Source organism: Pradoshia sp., assembly GCF_051873915.1.
In the GTDB taxonomy this organism is placed as follows: Bacteria; Bacillota; Bacilli; order Bacillales; family Pradoshiaceae; genus Pradoshia.
Genome location: NZ_JBJEFJ010000107.1, coordinates 17480 through 39016 on the forward strand (window position 1 = coordinate 17480; position 21537 = coordinate 39016).

At 41.5% G+C, this 21537-nt stretch carries 21 protein-coding genes; 15 read left to right on the top strand and 6 right to left on the bottom strand.

Annotated elements, in window-relative coordinates; translation table 11 throughout:
- The first annotated feature begins 259 nt into the window (after window positions 1-259).
- Complete coding sequence (rsgA, locus tag ACI35L_RS09730; protein ID WP_197089982.1) at window positions 260-1306, top strand: ribosome small subunit-dependent GTPase A; 1047 nt, start codon at window positions 260-262, stop codon at window positions 1304-1306.
- 336 nt (window positions 1307-1642) lie between these two features.
- Here the strand turns inward: rsgA and ACI35L_RS09735 are convergent, their stop codons facing one another.
- Both ACI35L_RS09735 and ACI35L_RS09740 read right to left on the bottom strand, forming a co-directional pair.
- Window positions 1643-1897, bottom strand: coding sequence for a hypothetical protein (locus tag ACI35L_RS09735; protein WP_439802786.1), 255 nt, complete (start codon window positions 1895-1897; stop codon window positions 1643-1645).
- Between the two features lie 72 nt (window positions 1898-1969).
- Window positions 1970-2305: a hypothetical protein gene (locus tag ACI35L_RS09740; protein ID WP_439802787.1), complete on the bottom strand. Its 336-nt coding sequence runs from the start codon at window positions 2303-2305 to the stop codon at window positions 1970-1972.
- 288 nt (window positions 2306-2593) lie between these two features.
- On the opposite strand from ACI35L_RS09740, the gene ACI35L_RS09745 reads away from it, so the two are divergent.
- The 3 genes from ACI35L_RS09745 to ACI35L_RS09755 all read left to right on the top strand — a co-directional run bounded on the left by ACI35L_RS09745 (window position 2594) and on the right by ACI35L_RS09755 (window position 7087).
- The gene (locus ACI35L_RS09745) at window positions 2594-4345 is read left to right on the top strand and encodes an ABC transporter ATP-binding protein (RefSeq protein ID WP_439802788.1); all 1752 of its coding nucleotides are present in this window, start codon (window positions 2594-2596) and stop codon (window positions 4343-4345) included.
- A gap of 118 nt (window positions 4346-4463) precedes the next feature.
- Window positions 4464-5138, top strand: a complete 675-nt coding sequence (locus ACI35L_RS09750) for a DUF421 domain-containing protein (RefSeq protein ID WP_439802800.1) — start codon at window positions 4464-4466, stop codon at window positions 5136-5138.
- A 155-nt stretch (window positions 5139-5293) separates the two neighbouring features.
- Window positions 5294-7087 (top strand): ABC transporter ATP-binding protein, encoded by a 1794-nt coding sequence (locus ACI35L_RS09755; protein ID WP_439802789.1) that lies wholly within the window; start codon window positions 5294-5296, stop codon window positions 7085-7087.
- Between the two features lie 128 nt (window positions 7088-7215).
- On the opposite strand, the gene ACI35L_RS09760 is transcribed toward ACI35L_RS09755, so the two are convergent.
- On the bottom strand, window positions 7216-7401 hold the full coding sequence (locus ACI35L_RS09760; protein WP_331456706.1) for an aspartyl-phosphate phosphatase Spo0E family protein: 186 nt from the start codon (window positions 7399-7401) through the stop codon (window positions 7216-7218).
- A 327-nt stretch (window positions 7402-7728) separates the two neighbouring features.
- On the opposite strand from ACI35L_RS09760, the gene ACI35L_RS09765 reads away from it, so the two are divergent.
- From ACI35L_RS09765 to ACI35L_RS09805, 9 genes are all read left to right on the top strand, one after another.
- Window positions 7729-8436 carry a cytochrome c biogenesis CcdA family protein gene (locus ACI35L_RS09765; RefSeq protein ID WP_049670997.1) on the top strand — a complete coding sequence of 236 codons (708 nt, stop codon included), beginning with the start codon at window positions 7729-7731 and terminating at the stop codon, window positions 8434-8436.
- A 174-nt stretch (window positions 8437-8610) separates the two neighbouring features.
- Window positions 8611-9099: a CcdC family protein gene (locus tag ACI35L_RS09770; RefSeq protein WP_439802801.1), complete on the top strand. Its 489-nt coding sequence runs from the start codon at window positions 8611-8613 to the stop codon at window positions 9097-9099.
- 110 nt (window positions 9100-9209) lie between these two features.
- A complete protein-coding gene (locus tag ACI35L_RS09775) occupies window positions 9210-10457 on the top strand; it encodes a polysaccharide deacetylase family protein (RefSeq protein WP_439802790.1) in 1248 nt (415 codons plus the stop codon).
- Between the two features lie 230 nt (window positions 10458-10687).
- Window positions 10688-11413: a CBS domain-containing protein gene (locus tag ACI35L_RS09780; RefSeq protein ID WP_439802791.1), complete on the top strand. Its 726-nt coding sequence runs from the start codon at window positions 10688-10690 to the stop codon at window positions 11411-11413.
- Between the two features lie 323 nt (window positions 11414-11736).
- Window positions 11737-13218 carry a sensor histidine kinase gene (locus ACI35L_RS09785; protein WP_049670993.1) on the top strand — a complete coding sequence of 494 codons (1482 nt, stop codon included), beginning with the start codon at window positions 11737-11739 and terminating at the stop codon, window positions 13216-13218.
- 30 nt (window positions 13219-13248) lie between these two features.
- Window positions 13249-13974 carry a response regulator transcription factor gene (locus ACI35L_RS09790; RefSeq protein ID WP_439802792.1) on the top strand — a complete coding sequence of 242 codons (726 nt, stop codon included), beginning with the start codon at window positions 13249-13251 and terminating at the stop codon, window positions 13972-13974.
- Window positions 13975-14264: 290 nt separating this feature from the next.
- Window positions 14265-15197, top strand: a complete 933-nt coding sequence (locus tag ACI35L_RS09795) for an AAA family ATPase (protein ID WP_049670991.1) — start codon at window positions 14265-14267, stop codon at window positions 15195-15197.
- The gene (locus tag ACI35L_RS09800; protein ID WP_049670990.1) at window positions 15187-16359 is read left to right on the top strand and encodes a DUF58 domain-containing protein; all 1173 of its coding nucleotides are present in this window, start codon (window positions 15187-15189) and stop codon (window positions 16357-16359) included. Before ACI35L_RS09795 ends, ACI35L_RS09800 begins: the two co-directional genes overlap by 11 nt.
- A 232-nt stretch (window positions 16360-16591) precedes the next feature.
- Window positions 16592-17455, top strand: a complete 864-nt coding sequence (locus tag ACI35L_RS09805; RefSeq protein ID WP_439802793.1) for a hypothetical protein — start codon at window positions 16592-16594, stop codon at window positions 17453-17455.
- A gap of 165 nt (window positions 17456-17620) precedes the next feature.
- Here the strand turns inward: ACI35L_RS09805 and ACI35L_RS09810 are convergent, their stop codons facing one another.
- Both ACI35L_RS09810 and ACI35L_RS09815 read right to left on the bottom strand, forming a co-directional pair.
- Entirely contained in the window at window positions 17621-18472 is an 852-nt protein-coding gene (locus tag ACI35L_RS09810; RefSeq protein ID WP_439802794.1) for a manganese catalase family protein, read from the bottom strand.
- Between the two features lie 348 nt (window positions 18473-18820).
- Window positions 18821-18955 (bottom strand): hypothetical protein, encoded by a 135-nt coding sequence (locus tag ACI35L_RS09815; protein WP_269431782.1) that lies wholly within the window; start codon window positions 18953-18955, stop codon window positions 18821-18823.
- Window positions 18956-19374: 419 nt separating this feature from the next.
- On the opposite strand from ACI35L_RS09815, the gene ACI35L_RS09820 reads away from it, so the two are divergent.
- Window positions 19375-19815 carry a DUF2621 domain-containing protein gene (locus ACI35L_RS09820; protein ID WP_049670986.1) on the top strand — a complete coding sequence of 147 codons (441 nt, stop codon included), beginning with the start codon at window positions 19375-19377 and terminating at the stop codon, window positions 19813-19815.
- Between the two features lie 27 nt (window positions 19816-19842).
- Here the strand turns inward: ACI35L_RS09820 and ACI35L_RS09825 are convergent, their stop codons facing one another.
- Window positions 19843-20730: a hypothetical protein gene (locus ACI35L_RS09825; protein WP_439802795.1), complete on the bottom strand. Its 888-nt coding sequence runs from the start codon at window positions 20728-20730 to the stop codon at window positions 19843-19845.
- A 253-nt stretch (window positions 20731-20983) separates the two neighbouring features.
- Between ACI35L_RS09825 and ACI35L_RS09830 the strand changes: the two genes are divergently transcribed.
- Window positions 20984-21487, top strand: a complete 504-nt coding sequence (locus tag ACI35L_RS09830) for an NUDIX domain-containing protein (protein WP_049670984.1) — start codon at window positions 20984-20986, stop codon at window positions 21485-21487.
- Window positions 21488-21537: the final 50 nt, after the last annotated feature.

Below are 21537 nucleotides of genomic sequence, written 5' to 3' on the forward strand. Positions count from 1 at the left end.
TGAAGAAGTTACAGGCAGGCTTTGAAAGACTGCGTCGTGACTTGGCATAAATCAAATGATGAGTAGACGCCTTTGACGCAGAGCCGATTCATGCTGTGAGAAATCACCGCTTGTCTGGCTCTGTTTTTTGTAAGGAAAGTGAGAAGAAGGATGAAACAGAAGGGAGATGTCTTTTATTTAGATAAAAAAGGCAAAGAATGTGAACATTGAATAGGGATCGGAACTACTCGTGTTGAGGTGAATCAAATTGAATAAATGTATGGATATGAAATCTTATGGCCTTTCTGACCGCTTCTTAACCTTAGCCGCAGAACATGACCATCTAACAGTCGGACGCATCACAACCCAAGAAAAGGGCTTATATCGCCTTGTTGCCGAATATGGAGAAAAACTGGCAGAGGTGTCAGGTAAATTTATATATAACGCTGAGAGCGTATCAGATTATCCAGCTGTTGGTGATTTCGTGATGGTCGATTGGAATGAAAACGGAGGAAATGCAGTCATCCATCATGTGCTGCCGCGAAAGAGCTGTTTTATTCGAAAAGCTGCCGGTGATGCTAGACAGGAGCAGGTTATAGCAGCGAACATCGATACGATTTTTTTGTGTATGGCATTGAACAATGATTTCAATCTCCGAAGGTTAGAACGCTACCTGTCTATTGCATGGGATAGCGGGGCAACACCTGTTGTTGTACTGACAAAGGGCGATCTGTGTGATGATGTGAATGGACGCAAACTCGCAATAGAATCTGTTGCCATAGGTGCAGATATTCTTATTACGTCAAGTGTGGAGCAGGATGGCTACAAACAACTATTGCCCTATATTAGGGATGGCCAAACAGTCGCCCTGATTGGCTCGTCTGGCGTTGGCAAGTCTACACTTATTAACCAGCTGCTCGGTGAAGAGCGGCTAGATACAAAAGGACTTCGAAACGATGATAAAGGCCGTCACACCACGACGCATAGAGAAATGCTATTACTGCCGCAGGGAGGGCTTGTGATTGACACTCCAGGTATGCGTGAGCTGGGAATGTGGGACAGTGCTTCCGGAGTTGACCATACCTTTGAAGAGATTGAGGAATTGGCGTCAGGCTGCCGTTTCCATGACTGCACCCATTCTGGTGAACCTGGCTGTGCCATTCAAAATGCGCTGATGAATGGTACGCTGGAAATAGACCGGTGGCGATCCTATCAAAAATTGAAAGCAGAAAGCGCTTATGCCGAAGATAGCAAAAGCTATCTTGCTGCTAAAGAGCGTAAATTCAAGGAAATCGCAAAATATCTTAAAACCAATCGAAAGAGATAAAGAGGCGGTGTATATAGGTACGCAACGGATCGTCGATGTGATTTCTGTTCGTGAGATGGAAAGCGAGGAGTAGGTATGGCTTGGCTGATGAAAAAAGGAAACGCATGTGCCGTTGAAGATTGTAAAGCGATGGAGTGAATTTTTATCACGATTATCTTGCGAAGGAAATAATCAAATAAAAACGAAATGGAGAGCCGATGGTCTAGCGGGGAATGAACAGATCGTCGGCTCTTTCTTTTGTAAGCCGTTAATGTATGGAAAAAGGGTTGGGCAAAAGGTTGTAACGGCTAACTCATTGTACAGCTGAGAGACAAACTGATACAGATAAATACGAGATCATCTGTCCTCGCGTAAGATTTTCTCCATTCGGTCCAGACGCTGTTTAATCTCCTGTATATCGGTTTGTTCCATTTTCAGTTTTTGTTCAGCGATTTTACCGTTAGCTAGATACCGTTTAATAATCTTAACGATAAACACAATCGTAATAATGATGGCAGCTAAAATTGCCAAAAGAATAAATGGCAAAACAGCCGTAAAGACCTCTACAAAAAGGGATGTCTCCCCCTTTGTCTCGATTGTTTCTATTTCCATTATACCGTCACTCCTTAAAATGGTTCTATTGAGTTCTGTCATACAAACAAGGGGAGCTTGTTCAATGTCAAACTAATTCATATATTGGAGGATGATTTGATAGATTGCTAAGCATAGTCCTAGAATGGATGCTTTCATTTTCGCTGGGTGGTATCTATCACTGCGAAACAAATAAAAGAAGATGATAAGAAAACCTAACGGAATCCACAGTTGAAAAAATCCTGCTTGAGTGTCCAGCGTTAAAATGGGCGTTATGTAGCTGCCGATGAGAAAGTAAAAGAAAATGGTAAATCGGCGTGTTTTTAATTGCTTGCTCCACTTAACTAAAACGAAAATAAGGATGATGGCGAAAATGGTGACAGGTAATGAGGGCAGCATAATAGAAAAAGAGCCAAAATTGAATTCCAATATAAATGAACCTCCTTTATGTTAGTTTATCATTGTTGAATGATTTTGATGGATATTTTTAACAGAAATTCTCCACGAATATCTCCATGACCAATTCCATTCCCCGCAAGCCCGAAGAAAGGCGTACGATGAATTTTCTTTTGAAGAAGATGTTCCGGTACTCAAAAATGTAAGGGAAGACAATTCACTGGCATAGATAAATTCTGAAGGTTTAAAATAATCTTTATATAGAACATTCTTTTTGCTACACTTATGAGGCTGAAGATAGAGAGAAAAGAGGGGGCGTTTATGGAGATTTTTCGGAAGCTTGGCTGGTTTTTTAAGCAAGAAAAGAAATCCTACATAATCGGAATTATTTTGCTTTTAATCGTCGCATTGTTGCAGCTTGTGCCTCCGCTGGTCATCGGGGTTGTGGTAGATCTCATTAATGATGGGACTGTAACAACGCCGCGCTTAGTCCAATGGATTGGCTTCTTAATTATCGCCGCTCTTATCGCGTATGTGTTCCGCTATTTGTGGCGTATCAAAATCTATGGGTCAGCCGTGAAATTATCAAGACAGCTGAGGAGCAGGCTGTATGAGCATTTCACGAATATGCCGACCTCCTTCTATCAACGAAAGAGAATTGGGGATTTGATGGCCCATGCGACGAATGATTTGAGTGCTGTGCAGCAAACCGCAGGCAATGGAGTGCTTTCCTTCGTCGATTCCTTGACGACGGGGGGATTTGTCATCATTGCGATGTCCTTCATTGATTGGCGCCTGACTATTCTGAGCTTACTCCCGATGCCTTTTATTGCGCTGTCAACGAGTTATTATGGAAAGCTGATTCACAAGCGTTTCAAACGTGCTCAGGCAGCCTTTTCTGACCTGAATGATAAGACACAGGAAAGTGTGACAGGCATAAAGGTTATCAAGACATTCGGCCAAGAAGAGGAGGACATCGAGTCCTTTCGTCAAGCCTCTCATGATGTGGTCAATAAGAATATTGCCGTGGCAAGGATCGATGCCCTTTATGATCCGACAATCGGGCTGATGGCGGGAATCTCCTATTTCATCACCATTGGGGTCGGAGCGACATTTGTTCTGGATGGAAGCCTGACGATTGGTCAGCTCGTATCCTTTACGACCTATTTGGGACTCCTAATTTGGCCAATGCTTGCTTTTGGCTGGCTGTTTAATATTGTTCAGCGGGGAAATGCCTCGTATGACCGGATCATGGAGCTCCTTCAGGAGAAGCCGGAGATTATCGATGAAAGCCAGGCTATCCAGAAACAGGCCTCTGGTGATATCGAGTATGATTTGAAGTCATTCTCCTATCCGAATGAGGATGAACCTGCCTTGCGTGATATTCATTTGACGATTCATAAAGGGGAGACATTAGGGATCGTCGGCAGAACTGGTTCTGGCAAAACGACCTTGCTGAAGCTGTTGATCCGTGAATTTATCCATTTAGAGGGAGATATCCGTATTGGAGGTCATTCAATCGCAGATTATGCGCTCGCTAGTCTCCGAGCGGCAATCGGCTATGTTCCCCAGGACCATTTCTTGTTCTCGGCCACTGTTGGGGAGAACATCGCCTTCGCGACACCGAATGCCAGTCAAAGGGAGATTGAGCGGGCGGCTTATTTGGCGAATATACACGAGGATATTTTAGGCTTCACGAATGGCTATGGAACGATTGTGGGAGAAAGAGGAGTCTCCTTATCAGGCGGGCAGAAGCAAAGACTTAGTATTGCCCGTGCTTTGATCATGGACCCGGAGATTCTCATCCTGGATGACTCCCTTTCAGCGGTGGATGCGAAAACGGAGGAAATCATCCTTCAAAACTTGAAGCAGGAGCGTTCATCAAAGACAACCATTATTACCGCTCATCGGCTCAGTGCCGTCCAGCATGCGGAGCAGATTATTGTGATGGATGAGGGAACGATTATCCAGCACGGAACGCATGAAGAACTGATGAAAGAGGAAGGCTGGTATCGGGATATGTATAATCAGCAGCAATTAGAGGAGCTTGTTGAGCAGGGGAAAATGGACTAAGCGTGTACGGTAGATCAATCTTGTTGGATATCTGACAAAGGGTATAAATCCTCCCACCTAATATCATAATGGAGCTATAGAATCTATTTATAGCTCGGGGGAATTCTTTTTGGATGAGGTGAGTTTTGGGTTAATTGCCCTGAAGATCATTGTTGGATTCATTAGCTTATTTTTTGTCCTGACGATTACAGGAAGAATTGGGGTATCCCAATTAACACCTATCCATTTTGTCTTTGTCTTATTATTGGATGATTTTTTAGGGCACATCATTTATGAAAAAAGCGAAAACATCATGGAGTACTTATTCGCTGTGGGCCTTTGGACACTCTTTATGCTGCTGATCCAGGTAGTCTCAATGAAATTTCCGAAGTTCAGGACCTTTCTGCAAGGGAAACCGATTTTTATTATTCAGAAAGGCCAATTAGATCGGGACGCAATCAGGAAAGCAAAATTAGATGTGAATCAAGTACGAAGTTTATTAAGGCAGCAAGGGATATTTTCCATGCGTGAGGTTGAGTTTGGTATCGTGGAGCCAGATGGGAAGCTAAGTGTCGGGTTAAAAGCACCCTATAAAAACCCAACAATAAAGGACTTGAATGTAACAGGGAAAAACATCACTTTGCCCGCTATGCTCGTTATGGATGGAATCATTATGCGTCCTGCATTGGCTGAGCATGGTCTCGATGAAAAATGGCTTAAACAGGAGTTGGAGCAAAGCGGCTATGGTGATGTGAAAAGGGTGTTTTATGCGGAATGGACAAAGGATGGCGGTTTATACGTAGCGCCTAAATAAGGAATCGGGGCTGTTTGAATGACAGAACGCCCCATTCCTACTATTTGACCAGGAAGCTTTTATGACATCTTCCTGTTCAACAGTTTTCAAGATTAATAGGGCATTCAACTAGGCGGCCATGAAAAAGAGATGAATGTAAAAAAGGGGGGAGCAGGATGGAGGCTAGCAAGGCATTAACTGGCAAGGAGCAGAAGAAGGTCTTATACCGACTGCTATCCTATGCCAAGCCGCATAAAAAAGAAATATCGATTGCATTCTTGCTATTGTTTTTGGCGACTGCTGCAGACATCACAGGCCCTGTGCTGGTGAAGATTTTCATTGATGATTATTTGACAGCAGGAGAGATTGCGGTGAGCCCTGTCATATGGCTTGCCGGAATGTATCTTTTCTTAATTGTGGCGAAAGTCATAATTCAGTATTTCCAATTATTCAGCTTTCACAAAATTGCGCTTGCCATCATTCAGCAGATTCGTGTTGATGTGTTCTCGAAAGTGCATCAGCTCGGGATGCGCTATTTCGACCGGACACCGGCTGGAGCAATTGTTTCCCGTATCACGAATGATACCGAAGCCATTAAAGAGATGTTTGTCGGAGTGATTTCCTCCTTTATCTCGAGTGGATTCTTCATTATCGGGACGATTATCGCGATGTTTATTCTAGATGTAAAGCTCGCCCTGTTTTGTTTGCTCATTCTGCCGATATTATATGGGTTAATGAGACTGTACAGGAAGCTTAGCAGCCGTTTCTACCAAGACCTGCGGGAGCGGCTGAGCCAGCTGAATGCGAACCTAAATGAATCCTTGCAGGGGATGTCGATTATTCAAGTCTTCCGTCAGGAGAAACGGCTGCGGGCAGAGTTTGAGGACATTAATGAAAAGCATTATATGGCTGGGATGAGAAATATCAAGATTGACGGCTTATTATTGCGGCCGGCGATTGATCTGGTATACACCTTTGCCCTTATTCTTATCTTATCGTATTTTGGAGTCTCCTCCATGAACTCACCGATCGAGATTGGGGTCCTGTATGCCTTCGTCAATTACATCGACCGATTCTTTGAGCCGGTCAATGATGTCATGCAAAGACTCTCTATTTATCAACAGGCCATTGTCTCCGGTTCACGGGTCTTTGCCGTCATGGATGAGGAGGAAACTGCCCCCCATCCTGAGCTGGAGCGGAATGCATCCATCAAAGAAGGAAGAATCGAATTCAGGGATGTCAGCTTCTCCTATGATGGAAAACAAGACGTGCTCAAACATATTTCCTTTGAGGCAAAAGCAGGAGAGACGGTCGCACTGGTCGGTCATACAGGGAGCGGGAAAAGTTCCATTATCAATCTCCTCATGCGATTTTATGAGTTTGATAGGGGCGATATCCTGATTGATGGGACGTCCATTAAGCAATACCCGATGAGGGAGCTGCGTGAAAAGATGGGGCTCGTTCTGCAGGATGCCTTTCTCTTCTACGGGACCGTAAACGATAATGTGCGCCTGCACAGCTCGAGAATCAGTGACGAGGAGATTGTGAAGGCAGCTAAGTTTGTTCAGGCTGATACCTTCATTGAAAAGCTGCCGAATAGCTATGAGGATCCGGTCGTTGAACGCGGATCTACCTTCTCAAGCGGACAGCGGCAGCTGATTGGCTTTGCGCGAACGATTGTGAGAAACCCCAAAATTCTGGTGCTGGACGAGGCGACTGCCAATATTGATACGGAAACTGAAGAAGCCATCCAAGCGGGCTTAGCCAAAATGAGAGAGGGCAGGACGACAATTGCCATTGCCCACCGGCTTTCAACGATTCAGGATGCGGCGCTTATTCTTGTTCTGCATAAAGGGGAGATTGTTGAGAGGGGGACCCATCAAGAGCTGCTCGCTCAAAAAGGGCTTTATTACAAAATGTACCTTCTCCAAAATGGATTAGGAGAGGAAATTGCCCATGAGGTAAGCTGAGTAAGAAAAAGATCACAAATCTACTGTTCAGTTCATTGCAGAGGGATGTGATCTTTTTTGTTTATTCGGCTTTTGATTTAAAGGGTTAGACGATGATTCTAAAGGGAGGCTTCTGGAGTATAAATTACTTAGTTATAAGCAACCTTCTTTTGTACGTAGAATGGAAGAGGAGAATATTCGTTTAAAAGGTTATCAAGCTCTTGGCTATATTTAATCGTGTTTTTGGACGTTAAGCCGTACTTCAAGGCAATGTTGATGAGCTCAGCCCGTTTCAACTCAATTTGATTTTCTAATAGTTCTCTGTCCATCTTCATTGGTCCCTTCCTAAGATATGATTAGAAAATTATAACATAATTTTACAGTTTGGGTATATCTAAATAACAAATCTTTTCATTTAATTGTAAACTTTCCCGTGTTTGTCGTTTAAGGCGGGAAGCTTTTTGAAGAATGGAGGGCAGGGTGATTCCTTGTATTTCACGAGTAGGGGACATGTTTAAGAAAAAACTGTATGACCTAGAAGGACAGAAAAAAACTGAGGCATATGAAAGAAGAGGACAACTTGAATCCACTTGGTTACCATATGATGGTTTATCTGGTAAAATGGGTACGTGTTCAGCTCAGTTTTAGGGGGGTTATCATTTTTGGAAGATATTAATCTATTTCTTGCCTTCGGAGCAGGCTTTCTAAGCTTCATTTCTCCATGCTGTCTCCCGCTATATCCGGCTTTTCTTTCTTACATAACGGGGATGTCAGTATCTGAAATGAAGAAGGACAATGCGATGCTTCAGAAAAGGAGCATATTCCACACATTATTCTTTCTCGTTGGTTTTTCGAGTATTTTCATTGCTCTGGGCTTTGGCTCCTCTTTCTTCGGCAGCCTGTTTACAACCTATCAGGATACAATCCGGCAGCTAGGAGCTATTGTGATTGTGTTCTTTGGACTGGTTATTATCGGTGTGTTTCGGCCATCGTTCATGATGAAGGAACGCCGACTAGAATTTCAGAATAGACCTGGGGGCTATATCGGCTCGATGTTAATCGGAGTAGCCTTTTCTGCTGGCTGGACGCCGTGTACCGGTCCAATCCTCATGGTTGTTCTCGGAATGGCTGCGACAAATCCAAACTCAGCGATGCTTTATATGATTGCCTATATCCTCGGCTTTGCCATCCCATTCTTTTTGATGTCCTTCTTTATTGGGAAAATGGGATGGATCAAGCGGAACTCCGCAAAGGTAATGAAGGCGGGAGGAGTCATTATGATTCTGATGGGGATTGTCCTATTCTTTGATTGGATGACGATGCTTACCTCCTATTTTGTGGCTTTGTTTGGGGGCTGGACAGGATTTTAGAGGGATGAACAGATGAAGCTTTCATTCTGAGGGAAGATGATTTATGATAGAGAAATAACAGGAAGAAAATGGGGCTGTTAACCAATTGAAAATCCTGATTATTGCCGGCTGTTTTAGGACTATGTTTGAATAGGTGGTCCTGTAAAATGAAAATCACCATTAAAGGAATGAACCATTATGATACTAGCTGTATCGACCATTGCTGCTATTGTCATGGCGCTTGCTGTGTTCGCCATACGGATGAAAGCATCTAAGAAGCCAGCAACCTTAAAGAAGATAATTCTGCCGCCGTTTTTTATGAGTACCGGCGCCCTTATGTATGTATTTGAGCCATTTCGTTTGTCAGGAACGGAAATAGTGGAAGCGGTTTTGCTTGGGATGTTTTTCTCGATTTTCCTCATTATGACCTCCCGTTTTGAGATTAAGGAGGAGCAGATCTATATCAAACGCTCAAAGGCATTCGTGTTTGTGCTGCTTGGGTTAATTATTGTAAGGACCTTGCTTAAATTTATTCTTAGCTCGTCCGTTGATGTGGGGGAAATAGGGGGCATGTTCTTCTTGATTGCCTTCTCCATGATTGTTCCTTGGCGTGTGGCGATGTATGTCCAATATAAGAAATTGGAGCGGAATCTTATGAAGCCTAAGGAGACCGTGGCGATGTAATGAAGGTGGACCGGAGTGCAAACTCCGGTCTTTTTTGATGAATAAACCAATAGGGCAGGTTATCCCCGCATACACTGTTTGTAAAAGGAAGCAGCGAAGGGGTGAGAGAAATGAAAGGGAAATGGATTGTGGCCTGCCTGGCCGTTGTGCTATGCCTGCTTCCGATTGTGATATCTGAGCCCATTAGCGAACAAGAGGCTAATTTAAAGGAAATGGAAAGTATAAAGGAGAGATATGAAAATCATGTTCTTGATATGGCTGAAAAAGGGATGCTTGAGGGCCAGCCATTTCATCTTAGCGGCCTTAGCATAGAGGATGTGATCAATGAATGGGGAGAGCCGAGTGAGAGCTTGTTTGAAGATGGCTCGTTCTATGCCTCCTATCCAAGGCGGCATATCGTGATTGGTTATAACCGGGCAGGTGTGTTTGAACTGCGCTCCGAGCACCCTGAACTGCAACAGCTTTCTGGCGCCCTTATCTTATCCGAGTTAGGGCCACCAGCAGAAATTCGGCAAACAAAGCGGCATAGACAATATATTTACCGAGCAGGTGAATATGAATGGACCATTCTCATCGACCAGGAGGATGACCATATCCTCCATCAGGCTGTTTATAACAGTATACAAAAGGATAGGGGAGAATACCTCCTTGAAATTAAGGGTGATTCATCTTCCCTAATGGAATCTGCTCGTATCCAAATGGATAAATGGCGCAAAGAAATACGGCCCTTTATCGAAAAGCATCCTTTCTCTATTTCAGCCAATGGAGAAAATCTTAAGCAGGTCGCTTTAACCTTTGATGATGGCCCTGATGAGCGTGTAACAGAAGAAATCATTGATATACTCCGTGAATATGACGTACCAGGCAACTTCTTCTTCCTCGGCAGCCAAGCTGCCCTTTATCCTCGAATTGTCCAAAAAGCCTATCTTGACGGGCATTTGATTGCCAGCCATTCTGATGAACATCTCGACCTTACCACATTGACCGAGGAACAAATGCAAGCACAAATCGACCGCTCCTCCCGTCAAATTGAGTCGATCATTGGTAAGTACCCCAACTTCTTTCGTCCACCCTATGGAGAAATCAACGCAAAATTATTGAATATCCTTTCTAACGAAGGTAAGCATACAGTCCTTTGGTCCATTGATACGCTAGATTGGTCTGTTCATACAGCTGCTGAAGTGACGGAAAATGTGAAGCGTTATGTGAGAAACGGTGACATTATCTTAATGCACAGCAATGCTGAACAGGCCAAAACAGCACAAGCGCTTCGAGAGATATTGGATTACTTGATTAATAGGGACTTTGAAATCGTGAAACTTGATGAAATGCTGAATAGAGAGGCGTATGAGAATTGAGTAAAAAAAATACATCTCCAGAAGGGGAGATGTATAGGTGCTACAAGGGCACCAAGTTGCTAAGGTTTGAAAAATCAAAATGGCGGAATGATCATTATAACCATTTATAATATTATTCTACCTTTTTCGACTAATTTTTACAAGTATCTTTTTCACATTTTGAGAAAAAATGGGTTGTCAGACAGAAATAATAGGGTAAAGAAAGGGAAAAACATAGGAGCTGCAGACCCATGGGGAAAACAAAGACAGAATTAACATTATCAGAGCGATTTGAAACAGCCTTTAATCGAATTCATAAAGTATTGAAACAGACCGTGAAACAGACGGATTCAGATAAATTCACAGAACTGGTGTATAAAGGTCATAATCATGTGCTTATTCGACACTATAAAGATGATTTATGCCAATATGCTAAATTACGAAATGCCATTGTGCATGAAAAGATTGATGTGGATTATTATATTGCTGAGCCTCATCTGGATGTGGTGGAAGAAATTGAACGGATTGCGGATGAATTTGAGGAGCCGAGGACGGGTTTATCTATTTCAACCAAGGAAGTCTATTATTTCTATGAGGACGATCATTTGAAGGACGTTCTATCGTGTATGAAGAAAACCGGTCATACACGGTTTCCTATCTATAATAAAGAGGACAAGTATCGCTGGCTATTGACGACGAAGGAAATAATCAGCTGGCTGACGAATCAATTTGATAATCCGAAGATGGATCTTGAGAAGGTGAAGGTGAAGGAGCTTTATCAGAAAGACGAGAAACGGGTAGTATTTGTTTCGCAGAATACAACCGTGTTTGAAATTGAAGATATTTATGATGAGGACGAGGGAAATACAGATAAGATTGAGGCCATTATTATAACAGCGACAGGGCAAAAGACAGAAAAGCCAAACGGCATCATTACTTCATGGGATTTGCTGGAGGTTGCGCTGGCTGAGGAATAACCCTTTGCTTCATTCATAAATAGTAAGGCAGGAATCATGATTCCTGCCTTTTTTGGTTTGAATTGATAGGAGAATAGATGAAATTCCATGGCAAGTACCTGCAGCGATCTACACTCTTATCCAATTCATTGAATAATCAGCTAATGATTACCTGTGAAATGGAAATAATCTACCAAATCTTTTTTGTCCAGCTAGTGTTGACAATCCAGCTTCTGTTCCTAAAATAGTAAGGTAGGCAAAATCATCGCTCCCTTTTTACATATTATCAGTAAACAACACAACAATAAGAAAAATCAGCTCAAGTTTAATCTAAGGGAGGATGCATGGATAAAATCAAGCAAACGAATCGTACATTTAGGCATTCACCAACACTGAGAATTATGTTAACTGCTCTCCTATTGGCATTTCTCATTTCCATTCCATTTATGGGAGTTGTTATGTGGGGGAAAATCGCTGCTGATACAGCCTCTGAACGAATTCAGACAGAGAAAATTGTTGACGACATAAAATATATTCTCATAAATACAGCGAATCCCTCTCAAGAAGATGAAATTACGAAAGTATTTGCCCATTACGCTGTGTTTGCCGGTGATAATTATGAAATACGCAATCAAAACAGAGAGCCTTATCTCGTTCAGTACAGTAATATACCTTCCTATATTAAGTCACCATGGATCGAAAAAGCTGCTAACCTAGTTGCGCATTTTCAATCTGATCACTATCTCAAGGACTGGGCATCACCTGCTAGGGTTTATGAAAAATCTGAAAACGGTCATTATATTTACGAAACAAAGCATCGAGTAATTCATCATAATCATTCGGATGAAATTATTATTAGAAGGGATTTGACAGAGCTTTATGCGAAAACCGTAAGGAACGGTTTGCAGCATGGGGCAATGACATTAATTCTCTTGTATGTGGTGATTTTTTTATTATATATATTTTTCTCAAGGAAAAATATCGCTCTCATTAAAAAAGTTGTTGATGAACAGCAAACGATCATAGCACAGGGCGATTGGAAAACCAACATAGGGAAACGACATAATAAAGAACTTGGTGAAATTAGTGACATCATCATTAAATTACATAAGGAAGCTAATGAAGCATATAGAATCAATAAGAATATTCTTCAAGAGATCTCTCATGAAACCGCTTCGCGATTAACAGAGATTAAACAGTCGATTGACTTAATAAGGTACTATGGGACTGAAGATAAGGAGAGAGTAATAACCTTACTTGAAAAAGCAGACAAAGCTGTAGCAAGCATTAGCGACACACAAGCAGCGTTTACTGATTTGGCAAGGGTGGATAATTTGAAAACATTAGCTCCTGCCGATAGTTATCCAGTCAAAGAACTAATCAATTACGCCATAAAGCAAGCACAAAATGAGCATCCGGATTACGAGTTTGTTCAGGATGAGCCAGGCTCAGACAAATGTCTATACATTCGCCGGGAGCATTTCTTTATTATTATGCGAATTCTGCTGAATAATGCCGTTAAGTATTCCGAGAATTCACACCTGGTTGTGGTAAGCATTCTGGATGGCGTCTATAAAGATCAGGTAGCCATAAAGGTCACCAATTGGGGGATTCATATACCTGATGATGAAAAAACACGGATATTTGAAAGATACTACAGAGGACGTAACACGCGAAATATATCAGGTACTGGTCTTGGTCTTCATATAATCAGCAAAACAATGAAGCTATACAATGGAGAAGTATTTGTTGAAAGTGAGTACACAGGAGAAACAAGTTTCTTTGTAGTCTTTCCGAAAGAAATAGTGTTGGAAAATAACCAATAAGCCATACCATACTGGAAAGGAGAGCCATTTATGACGTACTCCATTTTATTTTTAGATGATGAAAAGGATATAGGAGAGCCGCTCTCTGAGATTTTGCAAAGGGAAGGGTACAATGTGGATTATTTTCAAACAGGAGAGGATGCCGTGAAAGCCGGCATGACAAAGCAGTATGACCTCTTGCTGCTTGACATTATGCTAAAGAACTTCAATGTACCCGCGGTCAATCAAGTTACGAGTGGAATTGAAGTGGCGAGAATCATTAATCAAGTCAATCCAACTCCCTATATCTTTTTAACCGGCCGGGGTGACACATTCGATGTGGTTGCCGGTTTAGAAACTGGAGCTGCCCATTACATTACGAAGCCCTATGACCTGTCCATATTATTGGCCACATTACGAGCGTTTTTCCGAGAGTATGAGCGTGTACTTTCTATGAAAAAGATGCACGAAATAGCTGAGATTGTTGCTGGAGACATTCGAATTGATCTGATTAATCGTGTGACGTTCTTAAAAGGAGAGAGAGTATTTCTTCCAGATAAGCCATTTGCTATTCTCGCATACTTAGCGAGAAATCAAGATCGTCCTATTAAAAAAGAGGAATTATTGCAAGAAATCTGGGGTTACTCACCCTCGGACGGTATCCCAACAAATACGGTGGAAGTCAATATCAGCCGATTGCGAAGCTCAATTGGCGAACAATATATTCGAACAGCCCGAGGTGAGGGCTATTATCTGCAGACTAAAACAAGCAGGTAGAATCCGGTGTTTTGTATATTTAATTAGTGATAAGCTTATTTTTTTCCTCCATAACAGACAATCACAGACTGAACATGGAACATATCTACTTTTCTTTAAATAGGAAAGTCATTTTCAAAGAATCGCCAAAGTGGCGATTCTTTTTTTATGTCAAATGCTTTAAGGTATAGGCTAGCTGCCTTCCTAATCATTAAGGAAAAGAGTAAAAAGTCGAAAAAGAATGGAATTTTCTGTCTTTTCCCTATATGATAAAAATAGCTTTTAATGAAGATACAGGGGTGTACATACTGATGTTGGAAAATGTAAAAAAATCAATAAGCACGGTGTTTGTAGGTAAAGAAGAGACCATTGACTTACTAATGGTAGCCTTATTAAGCAATGGACATGTCCTATTGGAGGATGTTCCAGGTACGGGGAAAACCTTACTGGCAAAAACGATCGCCAAAAGCATGGGAGGTACATTTTCGAGAATTCAATTTACCCCAGATGTATTGCCAAGTGATGTCATTGGTTTGGAGTATTTCAATCCGAAACATGGAGAGTTCGAAAAGAGAATGGGCCCCATTTATGCCAATATCGTATTGGCAGATGAAATTAATCGGGCCATGCCAAGAACACAATCAAGCCTTTTAGAGGCAATGGAGGAAAGGCAGGTAACGATTGAGAAGCAAACAGATCCATTGCCAACACCATTTTTAGTGATTGCTACTCAAAATCCGGTCGAATCGCATGGTACGTTTCCGTTGCCTGATGCCCAATTAGATCGTTTTCTCCTTAAAATGAATCTAGGCTACCCATCTCGACAGGATGAACGAAAGATCATGAAGCGCTTTCGGGCGGAGGATCCTTTACGTGGTGTTACCCCGGTCATCACGATGGAAGAGGTGCAGCAATTACAGGAAGAGACAAAGCAAGTGCATATTTCAGATTGTATAGAAGATTATGTCCTTGACTTAGTCGAATCAACTAGAAGCCATAAGTGGATTGAGATTGGTTTAAGTCCAAGGGCAACCCTTGCGATGCTCCGGGCTGCACAAGCAAAAGCCAAAATGGAAGGACGTACCTATTGCACACCAGAAGATATTCAATTTGTTTTTCCACCTATCAGTTCACACAGAATGATGCTTTCAATGGAAGGAGCCTTACATATGACAAAGAACGAAGTCATCCGGTCCATCTTAGACAATACGGATGTTCCTGTGGAGATGTCTTATGAAAGGTAGAGAAGGTGTGCCAGTTTACACTTTTCTATTTGATTCCTATTTTTTGAGGATAATCCTGCCGATCTCCATTCTCCTGTTAATTTATATATCCTTTATCCCGATGACGATGATAATCGTCGTCTATTTCTTATATACATCGTATATTCATTTTTATACGAAGAGAATAGCTAAGCAGGTTTATATCAATCGAGAGAAAGAGAACAGGAAGCTGTTTATCAATGAAACAGATGAATTAGCGATTGACATTCATAATGATGCTCCTGTTACGATTGCCCATGGGAAGCTGCATTTTGTCCTGGATAGAAATATCGAAGTCATGGAATCAGATTTTTTTCATAAAAGCTTAAATGATACTAGGTACACAGTCAATTTCGAACAGAAAAAGAAGACAATTAATCGAATGAGAATTCCTTTTAAAGCTAAAGCGAGAGGCGTTTATTCTATTGAGGAGCTGGACCTTATTATTCATGATTCATTTGGAACCTCCTCTGTACACTTCCCAACAATCAATCATGGTGATACGGAAATCATCGTGTATCCAGAGCGGCTGGAGGTCCAGAATCTCGCTATTCTCAATCTTGATCGAATTGGGGAAGAAGAGGTGCCGCATTCTTATCTGGCTGATGAGACATCTGTTATTGGGATTAAACCATATGAAAAGGAATCATTCCGCCAGATTCATTGGAAGGCAACGGCCAAGATGCAAAGTATGTATGCCAAACAATATCAGCCTATTACAAATAAACGATATACAATCATGTTATACATAACCGAACCAAATGGTCTTACGATACATCAAAAGGGTGAAAAGCTGATTTCTCATACCGCCTTTTTGTGCAGCTATTTAATTTCAAAGAAGTTCTCCTATGAATTGTATGTGAACGATCTGACCAAGGAAGGTGTTTTTAAATTACCGCTTCATACAGGAATTGACCATTTACAAAAGACACTGGAGAAATTGGCTAGACTGCACGATGATTTGCGGTTCGTAAGAGAGGATTATTTCCTATCCATCGCCAAAGAAAGTATGGAACGTTCTAATGAGCTGATTTATGTGAATGGAGATCAACCGCCTAATATAAGAATGGGAACCAAGTATTTTTATATAGGGGGAGAAGGGGAGCTGAGGAGAGTTGGAGGCATGGAAAAGAAACCTAACTAGCACACTTGTATTAAGTTATCTCTTCTTATTGTTTTTTCCGTTGTCCCAATGGCCCTTGCTAGCTGCATTTATCATTGTAAATGGGGTCCTTGATTCCATTAATCAAAAAAGAAATCTGCACACCTTGGTGATACTAGGTGTCCTTCTTATTATCTCTGCGGGTTTATTTTATCCGAATATCGTGATGATACTGTGCATGTGTTTATGCTCCTTCATCCTTCAGACCCTAAACATGGAACCTGGCAAGAAACTGATCATGGCAAGCGGATTATTGGGAATTCACCTATTGAAAAGTCCTTCTCTAGGGCTGTTGATTGTATTAATGACGCTCTTTCTTTCTCATTTGTTGATCACCATCATGATGACAAGCCGCAATCAGGTTCAGCTGTCTCAGCGTTTGAAGGTGATTGCGGCTTTAGGAATTGGGGGCACTCTGCTAGCAGGGATCATTCCCTATTTGACATATGGAATACGAAACCTGCTAAGTATAGCGGTATTTGGGTTAACGAGCCTATTATCTGAAGGTTTATATAAGGGATTCTCTCTTTTTGAGCCTGATGAGACGAATCCGAAGCAACAAGAACGGATGACGGCCATAACCTCTTCAAAAGGCCAAATGGAAACATTTGAGTATAAAGAATATACGACACCCTCTTATTTTTATCCGATTTTACTATCGATCCTATTGGTTATTTTTATCGGAGCTATTGTTTTTATCGTAAAGAGAAGAAGGGCCATTCAGGCAGAATTGAATCATCATCGATTGAGTGAGTTAACGAAGTCCTCTCGGGAATTGACTAAAGGTCAAAGGGGGCGAAGAGCAATTAACTCCAATCCCCCGTCAAATAGGCCGATCAGAATGCTTGTTTATCAATTTGAAAAGGGCATGAAGGGGACGCATGGAAGAAATCCTGAAGAAACCTTCCAGGAGTGGCTTAATCGCATACAACTCGATAGAAATGAGCAGAATAGCAGATTGAGTGAAATCTATGAAAAGGCTCGATATGGGGAAGAAGAGATACCGAAAGACGACGTGAGGTTTTTCAGTGATCGATTAAAGCAAATAAAGAAGCAATTAAAACATCCTAAAAGATAGGTAAATAAAGCAGATTTAGGGGAATAGCTAGTCGTGGATGATGGCAAGTACGCTAGTATCATCCTGTGAATCGGTTGGAATGATACGCAGGAATCAAGACGGCAATAAAAAAGAGGGCAGGGATGGTTGACGTAACAACCAGCTTCTGTCCTCTTTCATAGGATTCTATCTTTCCATCATTGATTTATCTTTATCAGCAGGCAATGTATTATGAGTGGATAATGGAGCTGCTTTCAGCATTGGAATGGAGCCTTCGATTGGCGGAGTGGATTCATAACGTAGTTCTCCTTGTCCATCCAGTGCTTGACCATGTGCCCAAGATCCTTCACTGCTATATTCACCTTCTGAATGATTATAGAGAGAGTAAGCGAGGTCTAGTCTTTCCTTCTCACGCGGGAATGTGCTAGGAACGAGCAAGCCTTCTTTCTCCTCGAGTTCAGCGATAGCGGCAGCCCACAGGTTTTGATGGTAAGAATCACGTGCAATCAAGACGGATAATAAATCTTTGACACCTTTGTCAGTTGTCATCTCATAAATACGGCATGCTTGCAAGCGGCCCTGTGATTCTGCATTAAGGTTTGCACGGAAGTCAGCAAGCAGGTTTCCGCTTGAGATGATATAGCTTCCTTGCCAAGGATTCCCGACACTGTCCGCAGGACGAGCGCCTAAACCGGATACGATTGCATGCTGAGGGTTCATCCCTGATAAGGCAGCTCCAATGACAGGCATTTTTGCTGCTGCTTCTTGATCTTCAACTGGCGCGTCGTCAAGAAGACGAGCAACTAGTGTTGCCAGCATTTCAACATGGCCGATTTCCTCAGTGGCAATATCAAGAATTAAGTCCTTGTACTTTTGATTCCCTTCTCCTCGTACACTCCATCCTTGGAATAAGTACTGCATCATAACGGACATTTCACCGAATTGTCCTCCGATGAGCTCTTGGATTTGTTTAGCTAATAACGGATCTGATTTCTCTGGTTTTGCTTCGAACTGTAATTCTTTCTTGTGTAAAAACATCGACAAATCCCTCCATAAATGGTTTGTGTTGGCGTGAATGGCCTCACAAGCATTAATACCCCTCTATGCTGGTTGGAAACATCCATTTCTGTTATTTCCTTGTTAAAGAAGGGTGATTGGATTTACATTTCATGGTATTTGGTCAATTATTACTACATTTTTTAGAAGGGGTAGAGGAAAAGAGAAAGATGATTTAATGGTCTTTACGGATATCGGCAGCCGCATTGCTGCTTTTAGACAGAAAGGGATTAGTTTAGAGGCATTGGAGCGGAGAGGAAGGTAATCCAGATAAAAAAAGAGGCTTCCGGTTTATCGTGTACCGGAAGCCTCTTTGCTCTGTTAACTTTGCTATAAGCTGATTTTTTCATTCCCTAATGTCGAAATTTGTTCGTTAGGAGATTGTTTTGTAAGAGAATCCATTTTCTTTAATTCTTCCCGCAGTAATCGTCTGACTTCCCGGCGTCTGTGGACTTTTTTACCCATTATTTGTAGCCTCCTTAAAGATAGTGGATTCCAATAATACATTGATACCGACAACCAAAGGCTTCCTTTCCGGTGAAAATCATCCTGTCTGCATATGGTTAGAAAAAATCTATCTTATTTATATCAAAGACAGACCGGATTGACAAAAGGGAGAATGGGCAAGTTTTAGCCGTTTTCTTAGATTAATCATGAAAAATCTTGTCTTTCGTCTTATTTACTGACTATTCCGACAAATTTTACGAAATTTTCACCAAGCTCGCGATCATGCTCTGTTATCAGTCTATGCAGGAGGACTTTGTCTATATGATTCTTTTTCTTTTCATATTTCTATCTGCTATTATTTGGTGAATTTAGTTGAAGCTTGGCAATCCTTTGCTATAATAATGGTATCCTATTCAATTTTCTAGAGGTGAATGAACGTGCTTGAGGGATGGTTTCTATGGTTCATCCTGTTTTGGATTGTCTTTATGGTTGTCTTTATGGGCATTGGCGGGTTCTTCATGTTCAGAAAATTCCTGAAGAAGCTTCCCAAGGAAGATGGTAAATCAGACATGGATTGGGAAATTCATTATGTAGAACAAACAAAGCATTTGTGGGGAAGTGACCAAAAAGCGTTTCTTGAGGAGCTTGTTAGTCCTGTACCTGAGCTGTTTCGGGATGTAGCAAGACATAAGATTGCTGGGAAGATTGGGGAAATCGCCTTACAAGAGGGAGCGACTGCCATCACGATGGATATCCTCATTAAAGGGTACATATTAGCCACACCAAAACGGGATCATAAGTTTTTGAAGAAGAAGCTGGCGGAGGAAAAGATTGATATACGCCCATATGAGCAATATTTTCTTATGTCCAATCAGTAAGAGGCAGAACATGAATGTTCTGCCTCTTTATTCATGCATGGACTGAATTAACTGGTTTTCAAGATCGTCATAATTCAGGCCGGTTGAGCGATGAATCGCTTGTTCAAATGAATCGGCCTGGTCTGCTTCTTTAAGAATGGCCAGGATGATTTCATCGCCAAATTCATCAATGATATACGCGATCGCCTCCTGGCTCTGCCGGTAGATATCAATGACCCCAGCTGTTCGTAAATGCTTCCATTGCTCTGATTTCTCGAGGTTATCGAAAGGGATGATGGAACCAGCTGTTTCAGCCGTGTTAAAGGGACTGGAATGAATAAAACTAAGATATTCTGCATAACCTTCTAGGAACCATTCTGGAATGGGATTATTTACGTCCATTGCCTGTATTTTTTGAAGAAGGGCATAATGACTATATTCATGCTTGACCATATAGCGGATTGTCTCTTTACGGTAGTCATCGTTGTCGGTATAGACAGGAAGGATGCCGATAATCTTGTCAAAATCGGAATAATAGCCATTCGTATAGCTAATTTGGGCGTATTGAAGGAATTGCTCCTCATTTTGAAAGAGAATCAAATCAACCGGAGGGGCAGGGTATTGGCCAATCAAACGATTATTATCCATACGTGCTTCTTTAAGAGCAGAAATCGTGTGAGAGAGAAGCGTCTTTTGGTCGGAACCATAATAGATGCGGATATGGTGATAGGCTGATTTCTCTAATTGGTTTTTTAAGACGATTTCCTCTTCAGAATCGTAATTCCTTGTGGTCAATATTTTCAGGGCATCTATATATCCGATCTCCAACTCGTTTCTTGACTCGAGCATATCATGGATTTTCACCGTGAAAACGACTAGGACGATAAAGCAAAGGATGAAAATAGACCCGATGATTCTCCAAATAATATGGTTCATTAGCCACCTCCAAGTAGAGAATGATGATAAAGTGTATATTTCACCTGAAAAGGGACGGTTTTAGGTGAAAAGGATGAAAAAGGTGCTTTGACTATTAAATGGAATAAATATGCCTATTATAGCATAGTAAATGCAGCATTATGAGGAATAATCATAAATATGGATGAGATTATCTATATCATTTATAGAAAAAACAAGGTAAAATTAGATAGAAACTTTCTATAAGAATTATATAAAAGGGGTCACAAACAATATGGAACTTATCAAGGAGATCTATGATGATGGTTTCGAGCAAAATGCGGACCAAGCTTACCGTATTAGAAAAGCAGCTAGAGCAGTAGTCATTAATGACCGTGATGAGATAGCACTTTTATTTGTTTCGAATGGAAATTATCATAAATTGCCGGGCGGCGGTATTGAAAACAACGAGACCATTTATGATGCCCTAAAAAGGGAAGTAGAAGAAGAAGTCGGTGCCATGATTGAGGATATTGAGGAACTCGGGATGACCATGGAATACCGCGGAGAAATCGGACAGCTCCAAATCTCCTACGGATACAAAGCAAAAGCAACAGGAGAGTTAAAGGAACCGATTTATACAGAAGAGGAAATTAATGACGGTTTTGTGCTGAGATGGGTTCCAATGCATATTGCCATTGAAATCCTTAAACAAGACCAGCCTGCCAATTACATTGGGAAGTTCATCCAAAACAGGGATTTAGAGTTTTTGGTAAGAGCAGATGAACTATTCTTCTAGGAACATAAACAATAAGGAAACCGAACCATTAAAGAAGTTCGGTTTTTGCT

Excerpts from the sequence above, each read along its gene's own strand:
- ACI35L_RS09810 (WP_439802794.1), bottom strand. The coding sequence starts at position 18,472 with ATGTTTTTACACAAGAAAGAATTACAGTTCGAAGCAAAACCAGAGAAA.
- ACI35L_RS09735 (WP_439802786.1), bottom strand. The coding sequence starts at position 1,897 with ATGGAAATAGAAACAATCGAGACAAAGGGGGAGACATCCCTTTTTGTA.
- ACI35L_RS09805 (WP_439802793.1), top strand. The coding sequence starts at position 16,592 with ATGGAACCTGGCAAGAAACTGATCATGGCAAGCGGATTATTGGGAATT.
- ACI35L_RS09775 (WP_439802790.1), top strand. The coding sequence starts at position 9,210 with ATGAAAGGGAAATGGATTGTGGCCTGCCTGGCCGTTGTGCTATGCCTG.
- ACI35L_RS09785 (WP_049670993.1), top strand. The coding sequence starts at position 11,737 with ATGGATAAAATCAAGCAAACGAATCGTACATTTAGGCATTCACCAACA.
- ACI35L_RS09755 (WP_439802789.1), top strand. The coding sequence starts at position 5,294 with ATGGAGGCTAGCAAGGCATTAACTGGCAAGGAGCAGAAGAAGGTCTTA.
- ACI35L_RS09795 (WP_049670991.1), top strand. The coding sequence starts at position 14,265 with ATGTTGGAAAATGTAAAAAAATCAATAAGCACGGTGTTTGTAGGTAAA.
- ACI35L_RS09815 (WP_269431782.1), bottom strand. The coding sequence starts at position 18,955 with ATGGGTAAAAAAGTCCACAGACGCCGGGAAGTCAGACGATTACTGCGG.
- ACI35L_RS09745 (WP_439802788.1), top strand. The coding sequence starts at position 2,594 with ATGGAGATTTTTCGGAAGCTTGGCTGGTTTTTTAAGCAAGAAAAGAAA.
- ACI35L_RS09830 (WP_049670984.1), top strand. The coding sequence starts at position 20,984 with ATGGAACTTATCAAGGAGATCTATGATGATGGTTTCGAGCAAAATGCG.
- ACI35L_RS09780 (WP_439802791.1), top strand. The coding sequence starts at position 10,688 with ATGGGGAAAACAAAGACAGAATTAACATTATCAGAGCGATTTGAAACA.
- ACI35L_RS09825 (WP_439802795.1), bottom strand. The coding sequence starts at position 20,730 with ATGAACCATATTATTTGGAGAATCATCGGGTCTATTTTCATCCTTTGC.
- ACI35L_RS09790 (WP_439802792.1), top strand. The coding sequence starts at position 13,249 with ATGACGTACTCCATTTTATTTTTAGATGATGAAAAGGATATAGGAGAG.
- ACI35L_RS09800 (WP_049670990.1), top strand. The coding sequence starts at position 15,187 with ATGAAAGGTAGAGAAGGTGTGCCAGTTTACACTTTTCTATTTGATTCC.
- rsgA (WP_197089982.1), top strand. The coding sequence starts at position 260 with ATGGATATGAAATCTTATGGCCTTTCTGACCGCTTCTTAACCTTAGCC.
- ACI35L_RS09760 (WP_331456706.1), bottom strand. The coding sequence starts at position 7,401 with ATGAAGATGGACAGAGAACTATTAGAAAATCAAATTGAGTTGAAACGG.